The 16,184-nt window shown below is 66.3% G+C and carries 16 protein-coding genes; 11 read left to right on the forward strand and 5 right to left on the reverse strand.

Features of this window, described 5'->3' with window-relative positions; all coding sequences use genetic code 11:
- Positions 1-62: 62 nt before the first annotated feature.
- Both AC1DRE_RS01000 and AC1DRE_RS01005 read right to left on the reverse strand, forming a co-directional pair.
- The gene (locus tag AC1DRE_RS01000; protein ID WP_476982935.1) at positions 63-1,394 is read right to left on the reverse strand and encodes an erythromycin esterase family protein; all 1,332 of its coding nucleotides are present in this window, start codon (positions 1,392-1,394) and stop codon (positions 63-65) included.
- On the reverse strand, positions 1,391-2,776 hold the full coding sequence (locus AC1DRE_RS01005; protein ID WP_476982936.1) for an MBL fold metallo-hydrolase RNA specificity domain-containing protein: 1,386 nt from the start codon (positions 2,774-2,776) through the stop codon (positions 1,391-1,393). The genes AC1DRE_RS01000 and AC1DRE_RS01005 overlap by 4 nt, the downstream gene beginning before the upstream one ends.
- A 104-nt stretch (positions 2,777-2,880) precedes the next feature.
- Between AC1DRE_RS01005 and AC1DRE_RS01010 the strand changes: the two genes are divergently transcribed.
- Complete coding sequence (locus AC1DRE_RS01010) at positions 2,881-3,033, forward strand: hypothetical protein (RefSeq protein WP_476982937.1); 153 nt, start codon at positions 2,881-2,883, stop codon at positions 3,031-3,033.
- 35 nt (positions 3,034-3,068) lie between these two features.
- On the opposite strand, the gene AC1DRE_RS01015 is transcribed toward AC1DRE_RS01010, so the two are convergent.
- Entirely contained in the window at positions 3,069-3,500 is a 432-nt protein-coding gene (locus tag AC1DRE_RS01015) for a VOC family protein (RefSeq protein WP_476982938.1), read from the reverse strand.
- Between the two features lie 130 nt (positions 3,501-3,630).
- Positions 3,631-4,608, reverse strand: a complete 978-nt coding sequence (locus tag AC1DRE_RS01020) for a LysR family transcriptional regulator (protein ID WP_476982939.1) — start codon at positions 4,606-4,608, stop codon at positions 3,631-3,633.
- Between the two features lie 118 nt (positions 4,609-4,726).
- Between AC1DRE_RS01020 and AC1DRE_RS01025 the strand changes: the two genes are divergently transcribed.
- The 10 genes from AC1DRE_RS01025 (at position 4,727) to AC1DRE_RS01070 (ending at position 15,015) form a co-directional block, all read left to right on the forward strand.
- On the forward strand, positions 4,727-5,605 hold the full coding sequence (locus AC1DRE_RS01025; protein ID WP_476982940.1) for an FAD binding domain-containing protein: 879 nt from the start codon (positions 4,727-4,729) through the stop codon (positions 5,603-5,605).
- Between the two features lie 5 nt (positions 5,606-5,610).
- On the forward strand, positions 5,611-6,162 hold the full coding sequence (locus AC1DRE_RS01030) for a (2Fe-2S)-binding protein (RefSeq protein ID WP_476982941.1): 552 nt from the start codon (positions 5,611-5,613) through the stop codon (positions 6,160-6,162).
- Entirely contained in the window at positions 6,159-8,552 is a 2,394-nt protein-coding gene (locus tag AC1DRE_RS01035; RefSeq protein WP_476982942.1) for an aerobic carbon-monoxide dehydrogenase large subunit, read from the forward strand. Before AC1DRE_RS01030 ends, AC1DRE_RS01035 begins: the two co-directional genes overlap by 4 nt.
- Before the next feature lies 1 nt (position 8,553).
- On the forward strand, positions 8,554-9,477 hold the full coding sequence (locus AC1DRE_RS01040) for an XdhC family protein (protein WP_476982943.1): 924 nt from the start codon (positions 8,554-8,556) through the stop codon (positions 9,475-9,477).
- Positions 9,478-9,517: 40 nt separating this feature from the next.
- Positions 9,518-10,135 carry a nucleotidyltransferase family protein gene (locus AC1DRE_RS01045; protein ID WP_476982944.1) on the forward strand — a complete coding sequence of 206 codons (618 nt, stop codon included), beginning with the start codon at positions 9,518-9,520 and terminating at the stop codon, positions 10,133-10,135.
- Positions 10,132-11,055, forward strand: coding sequence for an AAA family ATPase (locus AC1DRE_RS01050; protein WP_476982945.1), 924 nt, complete (start codon positions 10,132-10,134; stop codon positions 11,053-11,055). Before AC1DRE_RS01045 ends, AC1DRE_RS01050 begins: the two co-directional genes overlap by 4 nt.
- The gene (locus AC1DRE_RS01055) at positions 11,048-12,304 is read left to right on the forward strand and encodes a vWA domain-containing protein (RefSeq protein WP_476982946.1); all 1,257 of its coding nucleotides are present in this window, start codon (positions 11,048-11,050) and stop codon (positions 12,302-12,304) included. The genes AC1DRE_RS01050 and AC1DRE_RS01055 overlap by 8 nt, the downstream gene beginning before the upstream one ends.
- Positions 12,295-13,026 carry an SRPBCC family protein gene (locus tag AC1DRE_RS01060; RefSeq protein ID WP_476982947.1) on the forward strand — a complete coding sequence of 244 codons (732 nt, stop codon included), beginning with the start codon at positions 12,295-12,297 and terminating at the stop codon, positions 13,024-13,026. The genes AC1DRE_RS01055 and AC1DRE_RS01060 overlap by 10 nt, the downstream gene beginning before the upstream one ends.
- A 24-nt stretch (positions 13,027-13,050) precedes the next feature.
- Positions 13,051-14,250, forward strand: coding sequence for an XdhC family protein (locus AC1DRE_RS01065; protein ID WP_476982948.1), 1,200 nt, complete (start codon positions 13,051-13,053; stop codon positions 14,248-14,250).
- A gap of 144 nt (positions 14,251-14,394) precedes the next feature.
- Positions 14,395-15,015, forward strand: a complete 621-nt coding sequence (locus AC1DRE_RS01070; RefSeq protein WP_476982949.1) for an L-threonylcarbamoyladenylate synthase — start codon at positions 14,395-14,397, stop codon at positions 15,013-15,015.
- A gap of 58 nt (positions 15,016-15,073) precedes the next feature.
- Here AC1DRE_RS01070 and ligD read toward each other — a convergent pair whose 3' ends face one another.
- A complete protein-coding gene (ligD, locus tag AC1DRE_RS01075; protein WP_476982950.1) occupies positions 15,074-16,096 on the reverse strand; it encodes a non-homologous end-joining DNA ligase in 1,023 nt (340 codons plus the stop codon).
- Positions 16,097-16,184 lie beyond the last annotated feature (88 nt).

The following is a 16,184-nucleotide window of genomic DNA, read 5'->3' on the forward strand; positions in this document are numbered from 1 at the left end:
CGGGACTTGCCCACGTGCATCTGCGCCGGAGCCCGACTGCACGGCATGAACTGGTAGGCAGCTCAGAAGCCCGTGGGTTCCGTTTCGAACTCCGGCTCATTTGGCGGAGCCTCGTGATGGAGCGGACGAAGCGCCGAGGTCTGTTCCATCCAGATGAGGGCGTCGTAACGCCCTCCCATCCGGGTGGGAACATAGTTGCCGAATTCCCTGTCCGGGCGGAAGACAACCCCGATTGCCCGGTGACCCAGCCAGGCTGACAGCCACGGCCCGGACCTGTCCCTGCCGAATTCCAACAATGCCGGCGCGCCAAGGGCCCTGTGCAGCAGGTCTTCATGGCTGCCGGTCCGGGCTTCCGGCACGGTAAGCACCCGTTCGGGGGAACCCCAGGCGTCCGCAGCCATCACCGTTCCCCGGTGCGATCCGAAACCCACCAGGGTCACGCCTTCGGAACCGTGGCGTTCGCGGAGCAACTGGCCCACGTTCACCAGCCCGTCCCGCGCCATGTCCGTGGCCCGGGCATCGCCCACATGGGTGTTGTGCTCCCAGATGATCCCTTTGGACGCAGGGCCCAGATGCTCACTCAGCCGGTCCACTGTGTCCGCCATGTGACGGTCCCGGATGTTCCAGGACTCGCGGTTCCCCCGGACCATGATCCGGTAGTAATGCTCGGCGTTGGCGGCAACCACGGCGTTCTGCACCGCGTCGAACGCCTCGTCGCTTTCGGCGCGCGGTTCGTGGTCCCGCAGTGCAAGTGCCCGGTTCCGCACCTCAGTGAGCAGTGCAACCACGTCAGCCTCGCACGATTCGGGGACCAGCCGGGTGCTCCAGGCGTATTCGTGCGGGTCCTCGTGATGCGGAAGGAAACACTGCCACGCCCGCATGGCAGCCGGAACGGCGTCGGGCTCGTTTTCCTCAAGCCAGCCGATGATTTCCCGAAGGGAATCCCACAGCGAGTAGACATCCAGGCCGTAGAAGCCCACCCGCTCCTCCGTCGGACGTTCCAGGTTCCAGCCGCGCAGCCAGTCAAGGAAGCCTGCCACTTCCTCGTTTGCCCACATCCAGGTGGGCCAACGCCCGAACCCGGCGAGCATGGTGTGCACGCCCGTATCCTGCCCGCTTTGGCCCCGCACCCAGCTGTTGATCCGCCAGCAGTCCGGCCAGTCGCCTTCGACTCCGATCCAGCCGTAACCCTGCTCTTCAATCAAGCGCATGCTCAGGCGGGCACGCATGGTGTAGTACTCGTGAGTGCCGTGGGATGCTTCGCCGATGGCCACAAAGCGTCCGGCACCGGCCCGGTGGACCAGGCGGTCAAGGTCCCGGATTCCGCTGAGAGGCCTTGCCAGGGTGCGGATTTCGTCCAGCATGCTCAGGACGGCACGGTTTCCGTCGGTCATGTCGGGTCCTCGAGCGAGATACCTTCAAGGTATTCCGGAACGCGCACCCGCCATCCGAGTTCGCGCTTAATGCGGATCCGGAGCGCATCGGACGCCTCCGGTTCGCCATGGGTGATGTAAGTCATCCGCGGTTCCCGCTCGGCGGCCCTCATCCACTCGATCAGCCCGTCGGAGTCCGCATGCGCGGACAGGCTTTCCATCTGGATCACTTCGGCGCGGATGCGAACGTCCTCTCCATAGATGCGGAGTTGCCGCACACCGGCTGCGAGCGCGGCACCGCGGGTTCCGGCGGCCTGGTAGCCGCTGAGGATGATTGCGTTCTTCGGGTCGGGTCCGTATTCGGCGATGTGGTGCAGGATCCTGCCTCCGGTGAGCATTCCACTGGCGGAAATTATCACCATTGGCCCGCCGCGGAGGTTGAGCAGCTTCGAATCGTCCACCGTTCGGGTCATCTTGGCCACTTTGTACATGTCCTCGTACTCCCGCTGCTTCAGCCGGTGTTCATTGGGGTGGCGCTGGTACATCCCGGACGCGTCGATGGCCATAGGGCTGTTCAGGTACACCGGGATGTCCGGAATCGCGTTTTTGCCGCGGAGGCGGGACAGATGCAGCATCAGTGTCTCCGCCCGTCCGACGGCGAACGCGGCAATCATGATCACGCCGTTCTTCTTCGCCACACGGGTGATGATCTCCCCCAGCTGCAGTTCAGGATCCAGGCTCGAGTGGTTGCGGTTTCCATACGTGGATTCGGTAACGAGAATCTCAGTGGCGCCAAGTCCGCGGGGCGGAAACATCAACGGATCATCGTTGCGCCCCAGGTCGCCGGTGAAATGGACGGAATGCTGGCCCACGTCGAGCCTGATCTGGGCGGCCCCCAGAATGTGGCCGGCCGGCAGGAACGTCGCCGAGATGCCGCCTCCCACATCCAGCGGAGTGTCGAAGCCCTGTTCCCGGAAACTGTCGAGCGACCGGACCGCGTCCGCAGCAGTGTAGAGCGGAACCGGCGGGTTGTGCCTGGCCGATCCGTGCTCGTAGGCGTATTTGGCTTCCTCTTCCTGCAGGTGCCCGCTGTCCGGCAGGAGCAGGGTGCACAGTTCGGTGGTGCCTTCCGTGGCATACACCGGCCCGCTGAAGCCATCCCGGACCAGGGCGGGAACGTAACCGGTGTGGTCAAGGTGCGCATGGGTCAGCAGGACGGCGTCGATGGAGCGTGGCTGAACGTGGAAGGGGATCCGGTTGCGGTCGCGGAGAACCTTGTAGCCCTGGAACAGCCCGCAGTCCACGAGGATGCGCTTCCCGCCGGCCTCAATCAGGTACCTGGATCCGGTCACGCTGTCTGTGGCTCCGAGGAACCGGAGTTGCGGGTGTCGGTGTTTCGTCATGCTCCCTGCTTCCTCGGGCAGCTTTCCTTCGGGCAGCGTTCCCGTTGAGGAGATGTACGTCCTAGCTTCCGCCTCTTCGGGAAGTCCCCCTAGGGCCGAAAGTCATGGCTGCCCGCGCGCTCCACCGCCTTTCGGGTAAGCCGAACCCGGCGGCACGCTGGAACCACCACCGACCTGGAGCTTGGGGCTTCGGCTCCGTTGATGTGAAGGAACTCGAAGAGGATCCGTTCAACGCCTACTTCGTGGCCCGGAAGTAGGCGCCGAACGGTCTTCCGTCCGTTACGCCGGGAACTTACTGCTGGGGACCGCCCTGCTGGGCGCCTGCGATGTTCACGAGCCAGGCGACACCGAACTTGTCCGTACACATGCCGAACGTGTCGCCCCACGGCGCCTTTTCGAGCGGTACCGTCACGGTGCCGCCGTCGGACAGCTTCTCCCAGTACCCGCGGAGTTCGGCGTCGTCCTCGCCGCTGAGGGAAACGGAGTAGTTGTCGCCAGGGGTGTAGCTCATGCCGTTGGGCGTATCGGCCCCCATCAGCACCATGCCGGATCCGGCGGTGAGCATGCCGTGCATGATCTTGTCCTGCTCGGATGGGTCCTCGCTGGCGTGGAACTCGCCAAAGGTGCTCAGCGCCAGTTCGCCTCCGAATACGGACTGGTAAAAGTTCATGGCCTCCCGCGCGTTGTCCCGGAAGCCGAGGTAGGGATTGAGTGTCGTGGTCATCGTCAGGTGTGTCCTCTCGTACCGGTCGATACCCGGACCACCCGTGGATCCGGCGGCGGCCCGGGCTTGGAACACTTCATATGTTGCCCCAGACCTGCGGAACTGCATAGGGCGGCGGTGGCCGCCAGCCTCAACTCCAGAGGGCAACGTGAACCTTGGAGCCCCGTCGTTCAAGCCCCCTGGAACCGCCCGGGGCAATCATGGCGGCTGTTGCATCCGAGGTGGTGACGAAGCGCTGCAGCGCCTTTGCCTTGGAGGTGGTCCGGCCATGGTCCAGTGTGCTTGCCCACCACAGACCTGATACCGGAGTTCCGACCACAGGCACGCGCACCAGCACTCCGGCCTGGAGGTCCGCCCGCACGATGTGCCCGACGGCGAGCGTCAGGCCCTCCCCTGCCCTGACCGCGGCGAGCGCATCGGTTTCGCTGCTGAGCCGGATGACTTCGGGTTGCATGCCCATTGACGACAGCCACCGCCCTTCATCCGTCTCCGCCTGAATGCCGGAGGGGCCCGCGAACCACGGGCGGTCCAGCAACCGGGCCAGTGGCACCGGCCCGTGCAGCCCTGCCAGGGGATGCGATCGCGCCACCACAAAGACCCGCTGATAACGCAGGAAGGGGACCATCTCCAGCCCGACGTCGGCACCTGCGCCTGCCGGCTGCGAGGGCCTGGCCCCGAGGGCTATGTCGTAGGCGCGGTCACGGAGCAGCGACGCTATGTCTGCGGCGGATTCGACGACGACATCGACGGAGGCTCCGGGGACGCGTTTGGTGAAGAGGTCAAGCAGCCGTCCGGCCGCATGTTCAGCGAAGGGGGCTGTTGCCACGATCCTCAGCAACCCGGCGTCGGTGGTTGCGTGGGAAACTTCCCACCGGGCCTGGTCGGCCAAACCCACGATTTCCTGGGCATAGTCCGCCAGCGCCCGGCCTCCGGGCGTCAGGGCAATGCCTCCGGCAGCCCTGACGAAGAGGGGGTCCCCGAGGTCCCGCCGGAGCGCGGCCAAAGCCGAGGAGACGGCCGGCTCGCTGACGGCCAGGGCCGCGGCGGCAGCGTGAAGCGACCCCAGTCTGGCCACGAGCGCAAATGCCCGCAGCTGGCTCAAAGTCATCGACACAGCTTCATAACCCTTCGCTTATGACGATATTGACACCCCGCTCGGGCCAGGGCAAGACTGACCTCAAATCGGCGCTTACAGTGTGCAGCGCCATGGAGTGAGGTAGGGACACATGCAGATTCCGGCTCCTTTTGACTACGTGCGGGCTACCACGGTGGCCGATGCCATTGAACTTCTTGCACGCCACGGTCCCGAGTCGCGGGTGGTCGCCGGCGGGCACAGCCTGCTGCCCATGATGAAACTCCGCCTGGCCCGGCCCGAATGGCTGATTGACATCAACGACCTGTTCGAACTCGACTTCATCCTTCTCGACGGGGATCAGCTGCGGGTGGGCGCACTGACGCGCCATACGGCACTCCTGGAATCAGCCGAAGCGGCCCGCCTCTTCCCGATCATTTCGGACGCCGAAGCGGTCATCGCGGATCCTGTGGTGCGCAACCGCGGGACCATTGGCGGTTCCCTGTGCCAGGCGGACCCGGCGGAAGACCTTTCCACTGTCTGCGACGTCCTGCGCGCTGTGGCGGTAATCCGCGGTCCCGGCGGCGAACGCCTCGTCAGCATGAAGGAGTTCCACCGCGGACCCTATGAAACCGCGGTGGCCCCAGACGAACTGCTGTGCGAAGTCCGGTTCCCCGTTCGTCCGAACTCGGGAAGCGCCTACGAAAAGGTGGAACGCAGGGTTGGCGACTGGGCGGTCGCAGCAGCCGGGGCGGCCATCTCGCTGGCCGATGACGGTAGCGTCGATGCCGCCGCCATCGGTCTGACGGCGTTGGGCCTCGACGGAACAGTCGCTGAAGCCGAGGGCGTGCTCCTGGGACAGCAACCCCGCGAGGAGCTGTTCGTCGAGGCCGGCCGGGTGTCAGCCAGTGCGTGTGATCCCATCGCGGACCAGCGCGGAGGGATCGATTACAAAAGGCATCTGGCTGACGAGCTCACCCGCAGAGTCCTGCGGCTGGCATGCGCCCGGGCTGCCGGAACACAGGAAGGTTGAGCTCCATGCAGATCAGCATGACCGTCAACGGAAGCGAAGTAGTCTCCGACATCGAACCGCGGGTGCTGCTGGTTCACTACATCCGCGAAGTCCTGGGGCTCACGGGCACGCACTGGGGGTGCGATACCACCAACTGCGGAACGTGCGTGGTCCTGATGGACGGCCAGCCCGTGAAGTCGTGCACCGTGCTCGCGGCAATGGCGGCCGGGCACGATATCCGCACCGTCGAAGGACTCGCCACGGCGGGCACTCTCGATCCGGTTCAGCAGGGGTTCATGGAGGAGCACGGGCTGCAGTGCGGCTTCTGCACCCCCGGGATGATGCTCACGGCCCGTGCCTTGCTGGACAAAAACCCGCATCCGGATGACATCGAAATCCGGAGGGCCATTTCCGGGCAGATCTGCCGATGCACCGGATATGCCACGATCGTCCGGTCCATCCAGTGGGCTGCCGCCCACCCGGTAGGGGCGGTCGCTGACGTTGCAGCAACAGACGAAGTCCTCGAGGGCACGGACACGGTGATCCCGGACGTCGCAGACGCAGAGGTGAAGGCATGACTGTCATCCACGATCGGCCCGGCAATCCGGCGGCCGGCGACGCCGACCGCCCGATCGGGTACGGGCGCATCCAGCGCAAGGAAGACCCCCGGTTCGTCCGTGGGCAGGGCCACTACATCGACGACATGGTGCTGCCTGGCATGCTGCACGGCGCCATCCTGCGCGCGCCGGTTGCCCACGCACGGCTGGTCTCGATCGACACCACCAATGCGCTGGCCCACCCGAAGGTGCTCGCCGTGATTACCGGCAAGGACCTGCTGGCGCTCAACCTGGCCTGGGCGCCCACGCTTTCAGCGGATGTGCAGGCGGTGCTCGTTACCGACAAAGTGCGCTTCCAGGGGCAGGAGGTCGCTTTCGTCGTCGCGGAAGACCGCTACGCCGCCCGCGACGCTTTGGAACTGATCGACGTCGAATATGACCTGCTGCCTCCGGTCATCGATGCGCGCAAAGCCCTGGACCCGGACGCCCCCCTGATCCGGGATGATCTGGAAGGCCGGACGGACAACCGGATTTTCGACTGGGAGATTGGCGATGAGGCAGAAACCGAGGCGATATTCGCCACGGCCGACGTCGTGGTGGCACAGGAGGTCGTCTATCCCAGGGTTCACCCGGCACCCATGGAGACCTGCGGCGCCGTCGCGGACTTTGATGCCGTCTCCGGCAAGCTGACGCTGTATGAGACGACCCAGGCCCCGCACGCGCACCGGACCCTCTTCGCGATTGTGGCCGGCATCCCGGAACACAAGATCCGCATCGTCTCCCCCGACATCGGCGGCGGGTTCGGCAACAAAGTGGGCATCTATCCCGGCTACATCCTCGCCGTCGTCGGTTCGATCGTCACTGGCAAGCCGGTGAAGTGGGTGGAGGACCGCTCGGAGAACCTGATGTCGACGTCGTTCGCCCGGGACTACATCATGCAGGGCGAGATCGCCGCCACGAAGGACGGCAGGATCCTCGCGCTGCGGACCAGCGTGCTGGCCGATCACGGCGCATTCAACGCCACCGCGCAGCCCACCAAGAACCCCGCCGGCTTCTTCTCGATTTTCACTGGCAGCTACGACCTGAAGGCCGCGTACTGCAAGGTCAGGGGCGTCTACACCAACAAGGCGCCGGGCGGCGTTGCCTATGCGTGCTCATTCCGGGTGACGGAGGCCGTCTACCTGGTGGAGCGGATGGTGGACATCCTGGCCCGGAAGCTGGACATGGACCCGGCGGAACTCCGGCTGAAGAACTTCATCAAGCCCGAACAGTTCCCCTACGCGAACAAGACCGGCTGGGTCTATGACTCAGGCAATTATGAAAAGGCCATGCGGCTGTCCATGGAAATGGCCGGTTACGAGGAGCTCCGGCGCGAACAGACCGAAAAACGCGAACGCGGCGAACTCATGGGCATCGGCGTGGCGTTCTTCACCGAGGTCGTGGGAGCCGGCCCGCGCAAGCATTTCGATATTGTGGGCCTGGGCATGGCCGATGGCGCCGAGCTGCGCGTCCACCCGACGGGCAAGGCCGTGGTGCGGCTTTCCGTCCAGAGCCAGGGACAGGGCCACGAGACCACCTTCGCGCAGATCGTCGCGGAAGAGCTGGGCATCCCGCCGGAGAACATTGACGTGGTCCACGGCGACACGGACCAGACGCCCTTCGGCCTGGGCACCTACGGGAGCCGGTCGACACCGGTCAGCGGCGGGGCAGTGGCCCTCGTCGCGCGGAAGGTCCGCGAAAAAGCCAAGCTTATCGCCGCAGCCATGCTCGAAACGCGTCCCGAAGACCTCGAGTGGGAGAAAGGCCGCTGGTTCGTCAAGGGCGATCCCGGCGCTGGAAAGACCATCGAGGAAATTGCCATGGCCGCCCACGGCACCATGACGCTGCCCGAGGGAATCGACGGCAACCTCGACGCCGAAGTCACCTACGACCCGCCGAACCTGACGTTCCCCTTCGGTGCGTACATCTGCGTGGTGGACATCGATCCGGGAACAGGCCACGTCAAGGTGCGGCGCTTCATCGCGGTGGATGACTGCGGGACCCGGATCAACCCGATGATCATCGAAGGCCAGGTACACGGCGGCCTGACCGACGGCGTCGGCATGGCCCTTATGGAAATCATTGAATTCGACGAGGCGGGCAACTGCCTGGGCGGCTCCTTTATGGACTACCTGATCCCCACGGCGATGGAGGTACCGGACTGGGAGACCGGATTTACCGTGACGCCGTCACCGCACCACCCCATCGGAGCAAAGGGCATTGGAGAATCAGCCACCGTCGGCTCGCCCCCGGCCATCGTGAACGCGATCGTCGACGCCCTGGCACCTTACGGTGTGGTCCACATGGACATGCCGTGCACGCCGGCCCGGGTCTGGGAGGCCATGCAGGGCCGGCCAAGGCCACCGATCTGACATGCAGGCCCTGGCAGAAACCCTAGCGGCAAGGGCAACGGAACTCATCAGCCGCCGGGAGCCGTTCGTCCGTGCCACGGTGGTCCGGGCGCAGCGGCCCACGAGTGCGCACGCCGGTGACACCGCCCTGATCCTGTCCACCGGTGAAATGAATGGCTTCGTGGGCGGAAACTGCGTCGAAGCCTCCGTGCGGGAATACAGCCTGAAGGCACTCGCCGCCCAGGAGCCGTTGTTGCTCCGCGTTGTGCCCGGCGAGCCGTCGCACCGGAGTGAGGAAGGCGCCGTCGAGGTGTCAAACCCCTGCCTCAGCGGAGGAACGGTGGAAATCTTCCTCGAGCCGCACATCCCGGCGCCGCGGGTCCTGGTGGTCGGCACCACCCCGGTGGCCCAGGCCCTGGCTTCACTCGGCGCCGGAGTCGGCCTGCAGATGGAACTGACCGACGGGCAGGCGGCCGACCCCCGGCCCGACGACGCCGCCCTGATCGTCGCCTCCCACGGCAGGGAGGAAGAAGGGGCGCTGGAAGGCGCACTGCGTGCCGGGGTGCCCTACGTCGCGCTGGTTGCCAGCGAAGTGCGGGGCGCCGCCGTCCTGGCATCACTGGATGTGGACGACGCCCAGCGCTCCCGCGTGTTCAGCCCGGCAGGGCTGGACCTTGGTGCCCGCACGCCGGGCGAGATCGCCGTGTCCATCCTCGCGCAGCTCATTGCCGAACGGGCCAAGGGGCGGCGCCCTGCGCCTGACCAAAGCCCATCGGCGACCCAAAGCTCACCGGCGTCGGCCGTTGACCCTGTGTGCGGCATGACCGTGGCCGCTGTCGAGTCAACGCTTCACCTCGAGCACGGCGGCACCACAATCTACTTCTGTTCCCGTGGATGCTACGAGGCATTCCGCAAAGATCCGGAACGCTATGGCGCCTCCCGCTGACGGCCGGCCCCATTACGGCCCCGGCCCTGACGCTGACCCGATGACACCCCGCCGTCGAACCGGAACGAACCGGGTTGCCGGGCTGGTCCTGGCCGCGGGCGGATCCCGCCGTCTGGGCCGTCCCAAGCAACTCCTTCCCTACGGGGACGGAGTGCTGCTCGACGCCGTATTGGCCACCGCACGGTCCTGCGGGTTCGCCCAGCTGGTGCTGGCGGTGGGCGGCTCGAGCGACGAGGTGCTGAAGGGCGTGGACACCGCAGGCTGCGATGTTGCCGTCAACCCGGACTTCGGCACCGGTTGTGGATCGTCGATAGCCGCCGCCCTGCCGGTGCTTCATTCCGACACTGATGTGGTGGTGCTGTTGCTCGGGGACCAGCCGGGGGTCATGGCCGGGAACGTGCACAGGCTGCTGGAGGGACGCGGGCAGTCCGGAATCGCCGTCTGCCGCTACGACGACGGAATCGGCCATCCGTTTGCCTTTGCCCGGTCCGAACTGCCGGCGCTCGCCGGACTGCACGGCGACAAGGCCGTGTGGAAACTGCTTGAGGAGCGCGCGCCGGAGGTGGTCGAGGTGGTGGTGCCCGGCGCCATTCCCCTGGACATCAACACCGATGAGGATTACGAACGGGTGCTCGACACGCTTCGGGGCGCACCATGAGCACCCCTGCGCGCAGCGGTGCCGAGAAAGATGTGCAGCAGCTCGTTCCGGACGTTCCCTCGCTAATGGCTGCACTGGACGACGGCGACTACCTCGCCGACGTCGGACTGGCGACGGCGCTGTTCCTGGCTGTGCGTTTGCCCCAGCCCATCCTGCTGGAAGGCGAAGCGGGGGTGGGCAAGACGGAGGCTGCCAAGGCGCTGGCCCGTGTGCTCAACACTCCCCTGTTCCGCCTGCAGTGCTACGAGGGGATTGACGCAGGTGAAGCGCTCTATGAATGGAACCACCAGCGCCAGCTGCTCGGGATCCGGCTGGCAGAAGTCCGCGATGCAGCCCTGAACGAGTCGGACCTTTTCGGGCCGCAGTACCTGCTGCGCCGGCCTCTGCTCCAGGCGATCGAGCATCCCGGACCGCGCCCGGCCGTGCTGCTGCTGGACGAGATCGACAGGGCCGACGCCGAATTCGAGGCGTTCACCTTCGAACTGCTGGCAGAGGCCGCTGTGACCATCCCGGAACTGGGCACCATCCGGGCCACGCATCCGCCGGTTGTTGTCCTCACGTCCAACCGGACGAGGGACCTCCATGACGCGCTCACGCGCCGCTGCCTGTATCACTGGATTGACTATCCCGCGCCCGCGCGGATTGCCGAGATCGTGCGGCGCCGTGTCCCCGGAAGCGCCGGTCCCCTGGCACAGGAGGCAGCGTCCGCCATCACGAAGATGCGTTCACTGGACATGGCCAAGCCTCCCGGGATCGCCGAAGCGATCGACTGGGTCTCCGCTTTGTCGGTGCTCGGCATCACGCACATCGATGTGCCCACCGTCGAGAAGACCTGGGGCTCGATCGTCAAGAACCGGGACGACCTCGAGCTCGTGGGGGCCCGTGGTGCGGCGTGGCTGGTCGGGGGCGATCATGGCTGATTTCAGTACCGCCGTCAGCCCGCCCGCGGTAGAGGCCGCCTCGCTGGCTGCCGGACTTGTCACGGCGCTGCGCCGTGCAGGCCTTCCGGCTTCCCCGGACCGAGCCGTCCGGCTGGCTGAAGCCCTCCGTCTGGTCCCGCCCCTCGCCCGGGAGCCGCTTTACTGGACGTGCCGGGTGGTCCTGGTGTCCGCCCGGGAGCACGTGCCGGTTTTTGACGCCGTCTTTGCGGCCGTGTTTGATGGCCGGCGTGACCCGGCAGACAGCAGGGGCGCCGCCAAGGAACCTCCGGCTGTCGGCGCCGGGGCGCGCCTCCGCCCGTCCCCGCCGTCAGGGCCGGCGGGTGTGCCGTCGGCTCTCCAGAAAGCTTCGCCGCCCGTCCTGCTTCCCGGCAGGGAACGCTCCGGAGGGGATGCCGGTCCTCAGGGCACCGCCATCCTGGCCATGGCCTCGGCGGAGGAAAGGCTGCACGAAACGTCCTTCGCTGAACTCTCCGCCGACGAACTGGTCCACGTACGCCGGCTCGTTCGCGACATAGCATTCTCGACGCCGGCACGCCTGAGCCGCAGGACCCGCAAGTCCTCGCACAGATCTGCACGGCTCGACATCCGCAGCACCGTCCGCGCAGCCCAGCGCACCGGCTCGGATGCCACGAGGCTCATCTACGCCCATCGCCAGCCCCGTTCGCGGCAGCTGGTCCTCCTGTGCGACGTATCCGCGTCCATGGAGCCTTACACGAGGGTGTTCCTGTCATTACTGCAGGGCGCCGTGGCCGGCGCCAGGGCGGAGGCGTTCGTGTTCTCCACCCGCCTGACGCGGTTGACGCGGCAACTGGCGGTCCGGAACCCTGACCAGGCGCTGGCCCGCGCCGCCGCGACGGCGCCGGACTGGGCGGGAGGGACGCAGATCGCGGAAAGCCTGCGGAGGTTCATTGACGCGCACGGCCGCCGGGGCTTGGCAAGGGGTGCGGTGGTGGTTGTGCTCTCCGACGGCTGGGCGCAGGACGATCCGGACCTCGTGGCCACGCAAATGGAACGCCTGAAACGGCTCGCCTACCGGATCGTCTGGGTTAATCCGAGGAAGGCGGAAGTGAACTACCAGCCGCTGGTGGCTGGCATGGCGGCGGCGCTCCCCTACTGCGACGCCTTTGTCAGCGGCCACAGCTATGCGGCCCTCGCGGAAGTCGCAGCCGCGGTCCGGGACGGACGCAGGACAACACAAGAGAGGCAGGGCAACCGCTCATGCAAATAGACAGCGCTTTCTCCGTAGTCGCTCCCATCGACAAAGTCTGGGACACGCTCATGGACTTCCAGCGGGTGGCCGGATGCGTTCCGGGGGCTGAGATCCTGAACAAGCTTTCCGACGACGCCTACCAGATTGGCATGAAGGTGAAGCTGGGACCGGTCTCCATGCAGTACAAGGGGCAGATGTCCGTCCTCGAACGGAACGCAGACGAACACCGCGCGGTGTTCAAGGGCCGCGCGCAGGAAACCCGCGGCCAAGGAACGGCCGAAGCCACCGTGACCTTGCGCCTGGCTGAGGCGCAAGGTGCTACGCGGGGTACGGTCAGCGCCGATCTGGCCCTGTCCGGAAAGGCCGCCGCCATGGGGAAGAGCGTCATCGGCGGCGTCACCGAGCAGATGATGGCGCTGTTCGCCGCCAACCTGCAGACGCTGCTGGCGGAACCTGCCGGGGAAGCACCCGGCCAGGCCGGGCAGGCAGCACCGCCGGAACCTCTTCCCGCATCCGGGTTACCCGGGTCATCCGTTCCCGCAGTATCCGCGCCGCTATCGCCGTCTTCTCCGTCGTCAGCTTCGTTGCCCGACAACAGCCTTAACGCACTTTCTCTGGCTAAGGGAGCGCTCACCGATCAGCTCAGCAACCCCTGGAAACTCCTTGGGCTGCTTGCAGCCGTGGCGTTTTGTGCCTATCGGCTGGGCCGCCGCACCGGGCTGCGCTCGGGCCGGCCCTGAGCCGGGGTTGGAGGACAGCGGAAGATGCGTGACGTTCTCGCCGCCATGATGCCTGGCTGGCTACAGGGTGGTACCGCCGGGTTGGCTACCGTTGTGCGGACTTTCCGTTCCGCCCCGAGGCCCCCTGGTGCTTCCATGCTGGTCACGGCCAGCGGCGAAGTATTCGGCTCGGTTTCGGGCGGCTGTGTCGAGGGTGCTGTCTACGAGCTTGCCACACAGGTAAAGGCGGATCACCGGCCGGTTCTAGTGAGCTACGGCGTCAGCGACGACGACGCCTTCTCCGTTGGATTGATCTGCGGCGGCACTATTGAGGTGTTTGTAGAGCCAATTTCGCAGGAAACCTTCGCGGAGCTGGACCGGGTCCGTGAGGACATCGAAGCGTCCCGGCCGGTGGGAGTTGCCACCGTGATAGAGCATCCTGATCCCGCCTGGCTGGGCCGCCACCTCGTGGTCCGACCCGGTGGATTCGAAGGCGGGCTGGGCTCGGACCGGTCCGATCAGGCCGTCGGGGACGACACCCGTGGCCTGCTTGCAGCCGGCCGGAACTCCGTCCTGACTTACGGCCCGGACGGCGAGCGCCTCGATACCGGCATGTCCGTGTTCTTCGCCAGCTATGCGCCGCGCCCGCGGATGCTGGTTTTCGGGGCCATCGACTTCGCCGCGGCACTGGCTCGGTTGGGTACCTTTCTGGGCTATCAAGTCACCGTGTGTGACGCAAGGGCGGTTTTTGCCACCCAGGCGAGGTTCCCCGACGCGGAGGTGATCCGTTCATGGCCGCACCACTATCTCTCCGAGCAGCTCGCGCGGGGGCTCGTCGACGAGCGGACCGTGATTTGTGTCCTGACCCACGACCCCAAGTTCGATGTCCCCGTGCTTGAGGCGGCCCTTCGAGGCCGTCCGGTCGCGTATATCGGTGCGATGGGCTCCCGGCGCACGCACAACGATCGGTTGGAAAGGCTTCGCGCTGCGGGTGTGAGCGACGAGCAACTGCTGAAACTGCACAGCCCCGTCGGCCTGGACCTGGGGGCACGCACTCCTGAAGAGACGGCGGTATCGATCGGGGCCGAGATCATCGCCCTGCAATGGGGCGGCAGTGGGGAGCCGCTAGGGTCCCGCGCGGAGCGGATCCATCACGACGAGACGCCCGAGCGGGCCCCTGACACGGCCGCCGCCGCACCACCTACGGATCCACAACTCAGTCAGTCTGAGGCGACTGGCGGTTGATTGAAGACGAAGTCCTTGGCTGTGGCAACACGGCGTCATTGTCCGCTCACTGGCGGCATGATCGCCGTCGGGCACCACGCCGGCCGGCCACGCTGAGGGGCCGCCCTCCGTGCAGAAACCAACGCCGGGCCATAAGCTCAGGGCATGGCGAGATATTTTGACGTGCACCCCGATGATCCCCAGCCCCGTGCGGTGGCCCAGATAGTTGACCTGGTGCGGTCAGGTGGGCTGATCGCCTACCCCACCGACTCCTGCTACGCCCTCGGCGCGCAGCTGGGCAACCGTGAGGCGCTTGACCGCATCCGCGCCATCCGGCAGCTGGACAGCAAACACCACTTCACCCTGGTCTGCAAGGATTTTGCCCAGCTGGGCCAGTTCGTGCAGATCGACAACGACGTGTTCCGCAGCATCAAGGCGGTGACACCGGGCAGCTACACGTTCATCCTTCCTGCCACGAAGGAGGTGCCCAAGCGCCTCCTGCACCCGAAGAAGAAGACGGTGGGCGTGCGCATCCCGGACAACGCCGTGGTCCAGGCACTGCTCGCCGAGCTGGGCGAGCCGCTGCTCTCCAGCACTCTGCTGCTGCCGGATGAGGAGGATCCTCTGACCCAGGGCTGGGAAATCAAGGAACGGCTGGACCACGTGGTGGACGCCGTGGTTGATTCCGGTGACTGCGGGGCGGAACCGACGACGGTCATCGACTTCTCAGGAGGTTCGGCGGAAGTGGTGCGGCGCGGCATGGGCGATCCTTCCCGGTTCGAGTAGTCGCCGTTGGGTGCAAGGCGTCCGGACGGGCGCCGGCTCCCGTCAGTCCCTTGTTGGGTCAGTCCTTCTTGCGCGCGCGGCTGGGCTGCACACGCGGCGGTTCGCCGGGCATCTTCGGATAGTCGGGCGGGAACGGCAGTTCCCCGAGTCCTGAGCCGACGTCGCGCTCCCACCATTCGAGCAGGACGTCGATTTTTCCCGGGTTGGCGTTCATGTCCGCCCAGGGGTCCCCGACGGTCTTCAGCCGTTGCGGGACGGTGAGGATGGTGAAGTCCTTCGGGTCGGCGTTGCCCAGTTCGTCCCAGGTGATGGGGCAGGAGACGGGGGCGTGTGCCAGGGCACGGGGGCTATAGGCGCCGGCAATGGTGCGGTCGCGGTTGGCCTGGTTGAAGTCCACAAACACCCGCTCGCCGCGTTCTTCCTTCCACCACGCCGTGGTGACCTTGTCCGGCATCCGGCGCTCCAGTTCGCGGGCGGCCGCTATGACGGCGTGGCGCACCTCCAGGAATTCGTGCGTCGGCTCCACCGGCGCGTAAACGTGCAGTCCGCGGTTGCCCGAGGTTTTGATGAACGTGGTGAGGCCGGCTTCTGCGAGCACGTCCTTCAGCTCCAGGGCTGCGGGAATCGCGTCGTCGAAGTCCGTTCCGGGCTGGGGGTCCAGGTCGATCCGCAGCTGGTCGGGGTTGTCCGTGTTTCCGGCCCGCGAGGGCCAGGGGTGGAAGACGACAGTGTTCATCTGGGCCGCCCAGACGGCGGCGGCCGGTTCGTCCAGGACCAGCATGGGATGCGAGCGCGCACTCGGAAAGACCACCTTCACCGTCCGAATGAAGTCCGGTGTGCCTTTGGGCGGATTCTTCGAGAAGAACTGCTCGCCGTCCACGTTGTCCGAAAACCGCTGCAGCGCCAGCGGCCGGTCACCGTTCGCCGCAATGAAGGCTTCCCCCACCTCCGCCAGGTAGCGCGCCAGGTCCAGCTTGGTCAGGCCGAGATCCGGCCAGAGGACACGGCTGGGACTCGAAATGCGCATGTCGCGGGGGCCGTTCGGCCCGTCAACGGTGAGGGTGGTCGCTTCGCTCGCCATGGGGACAACCTACCCCGCCCGGTGCGCGGCGTCAGCAGTTGGGATACGAAACGAAGAAACAAGTTCCTTTTCACTGGGCACGTACCGG

It is taken from the genome of Arthrobacter sp. P4_H3 (assembly GCF_056400885.1).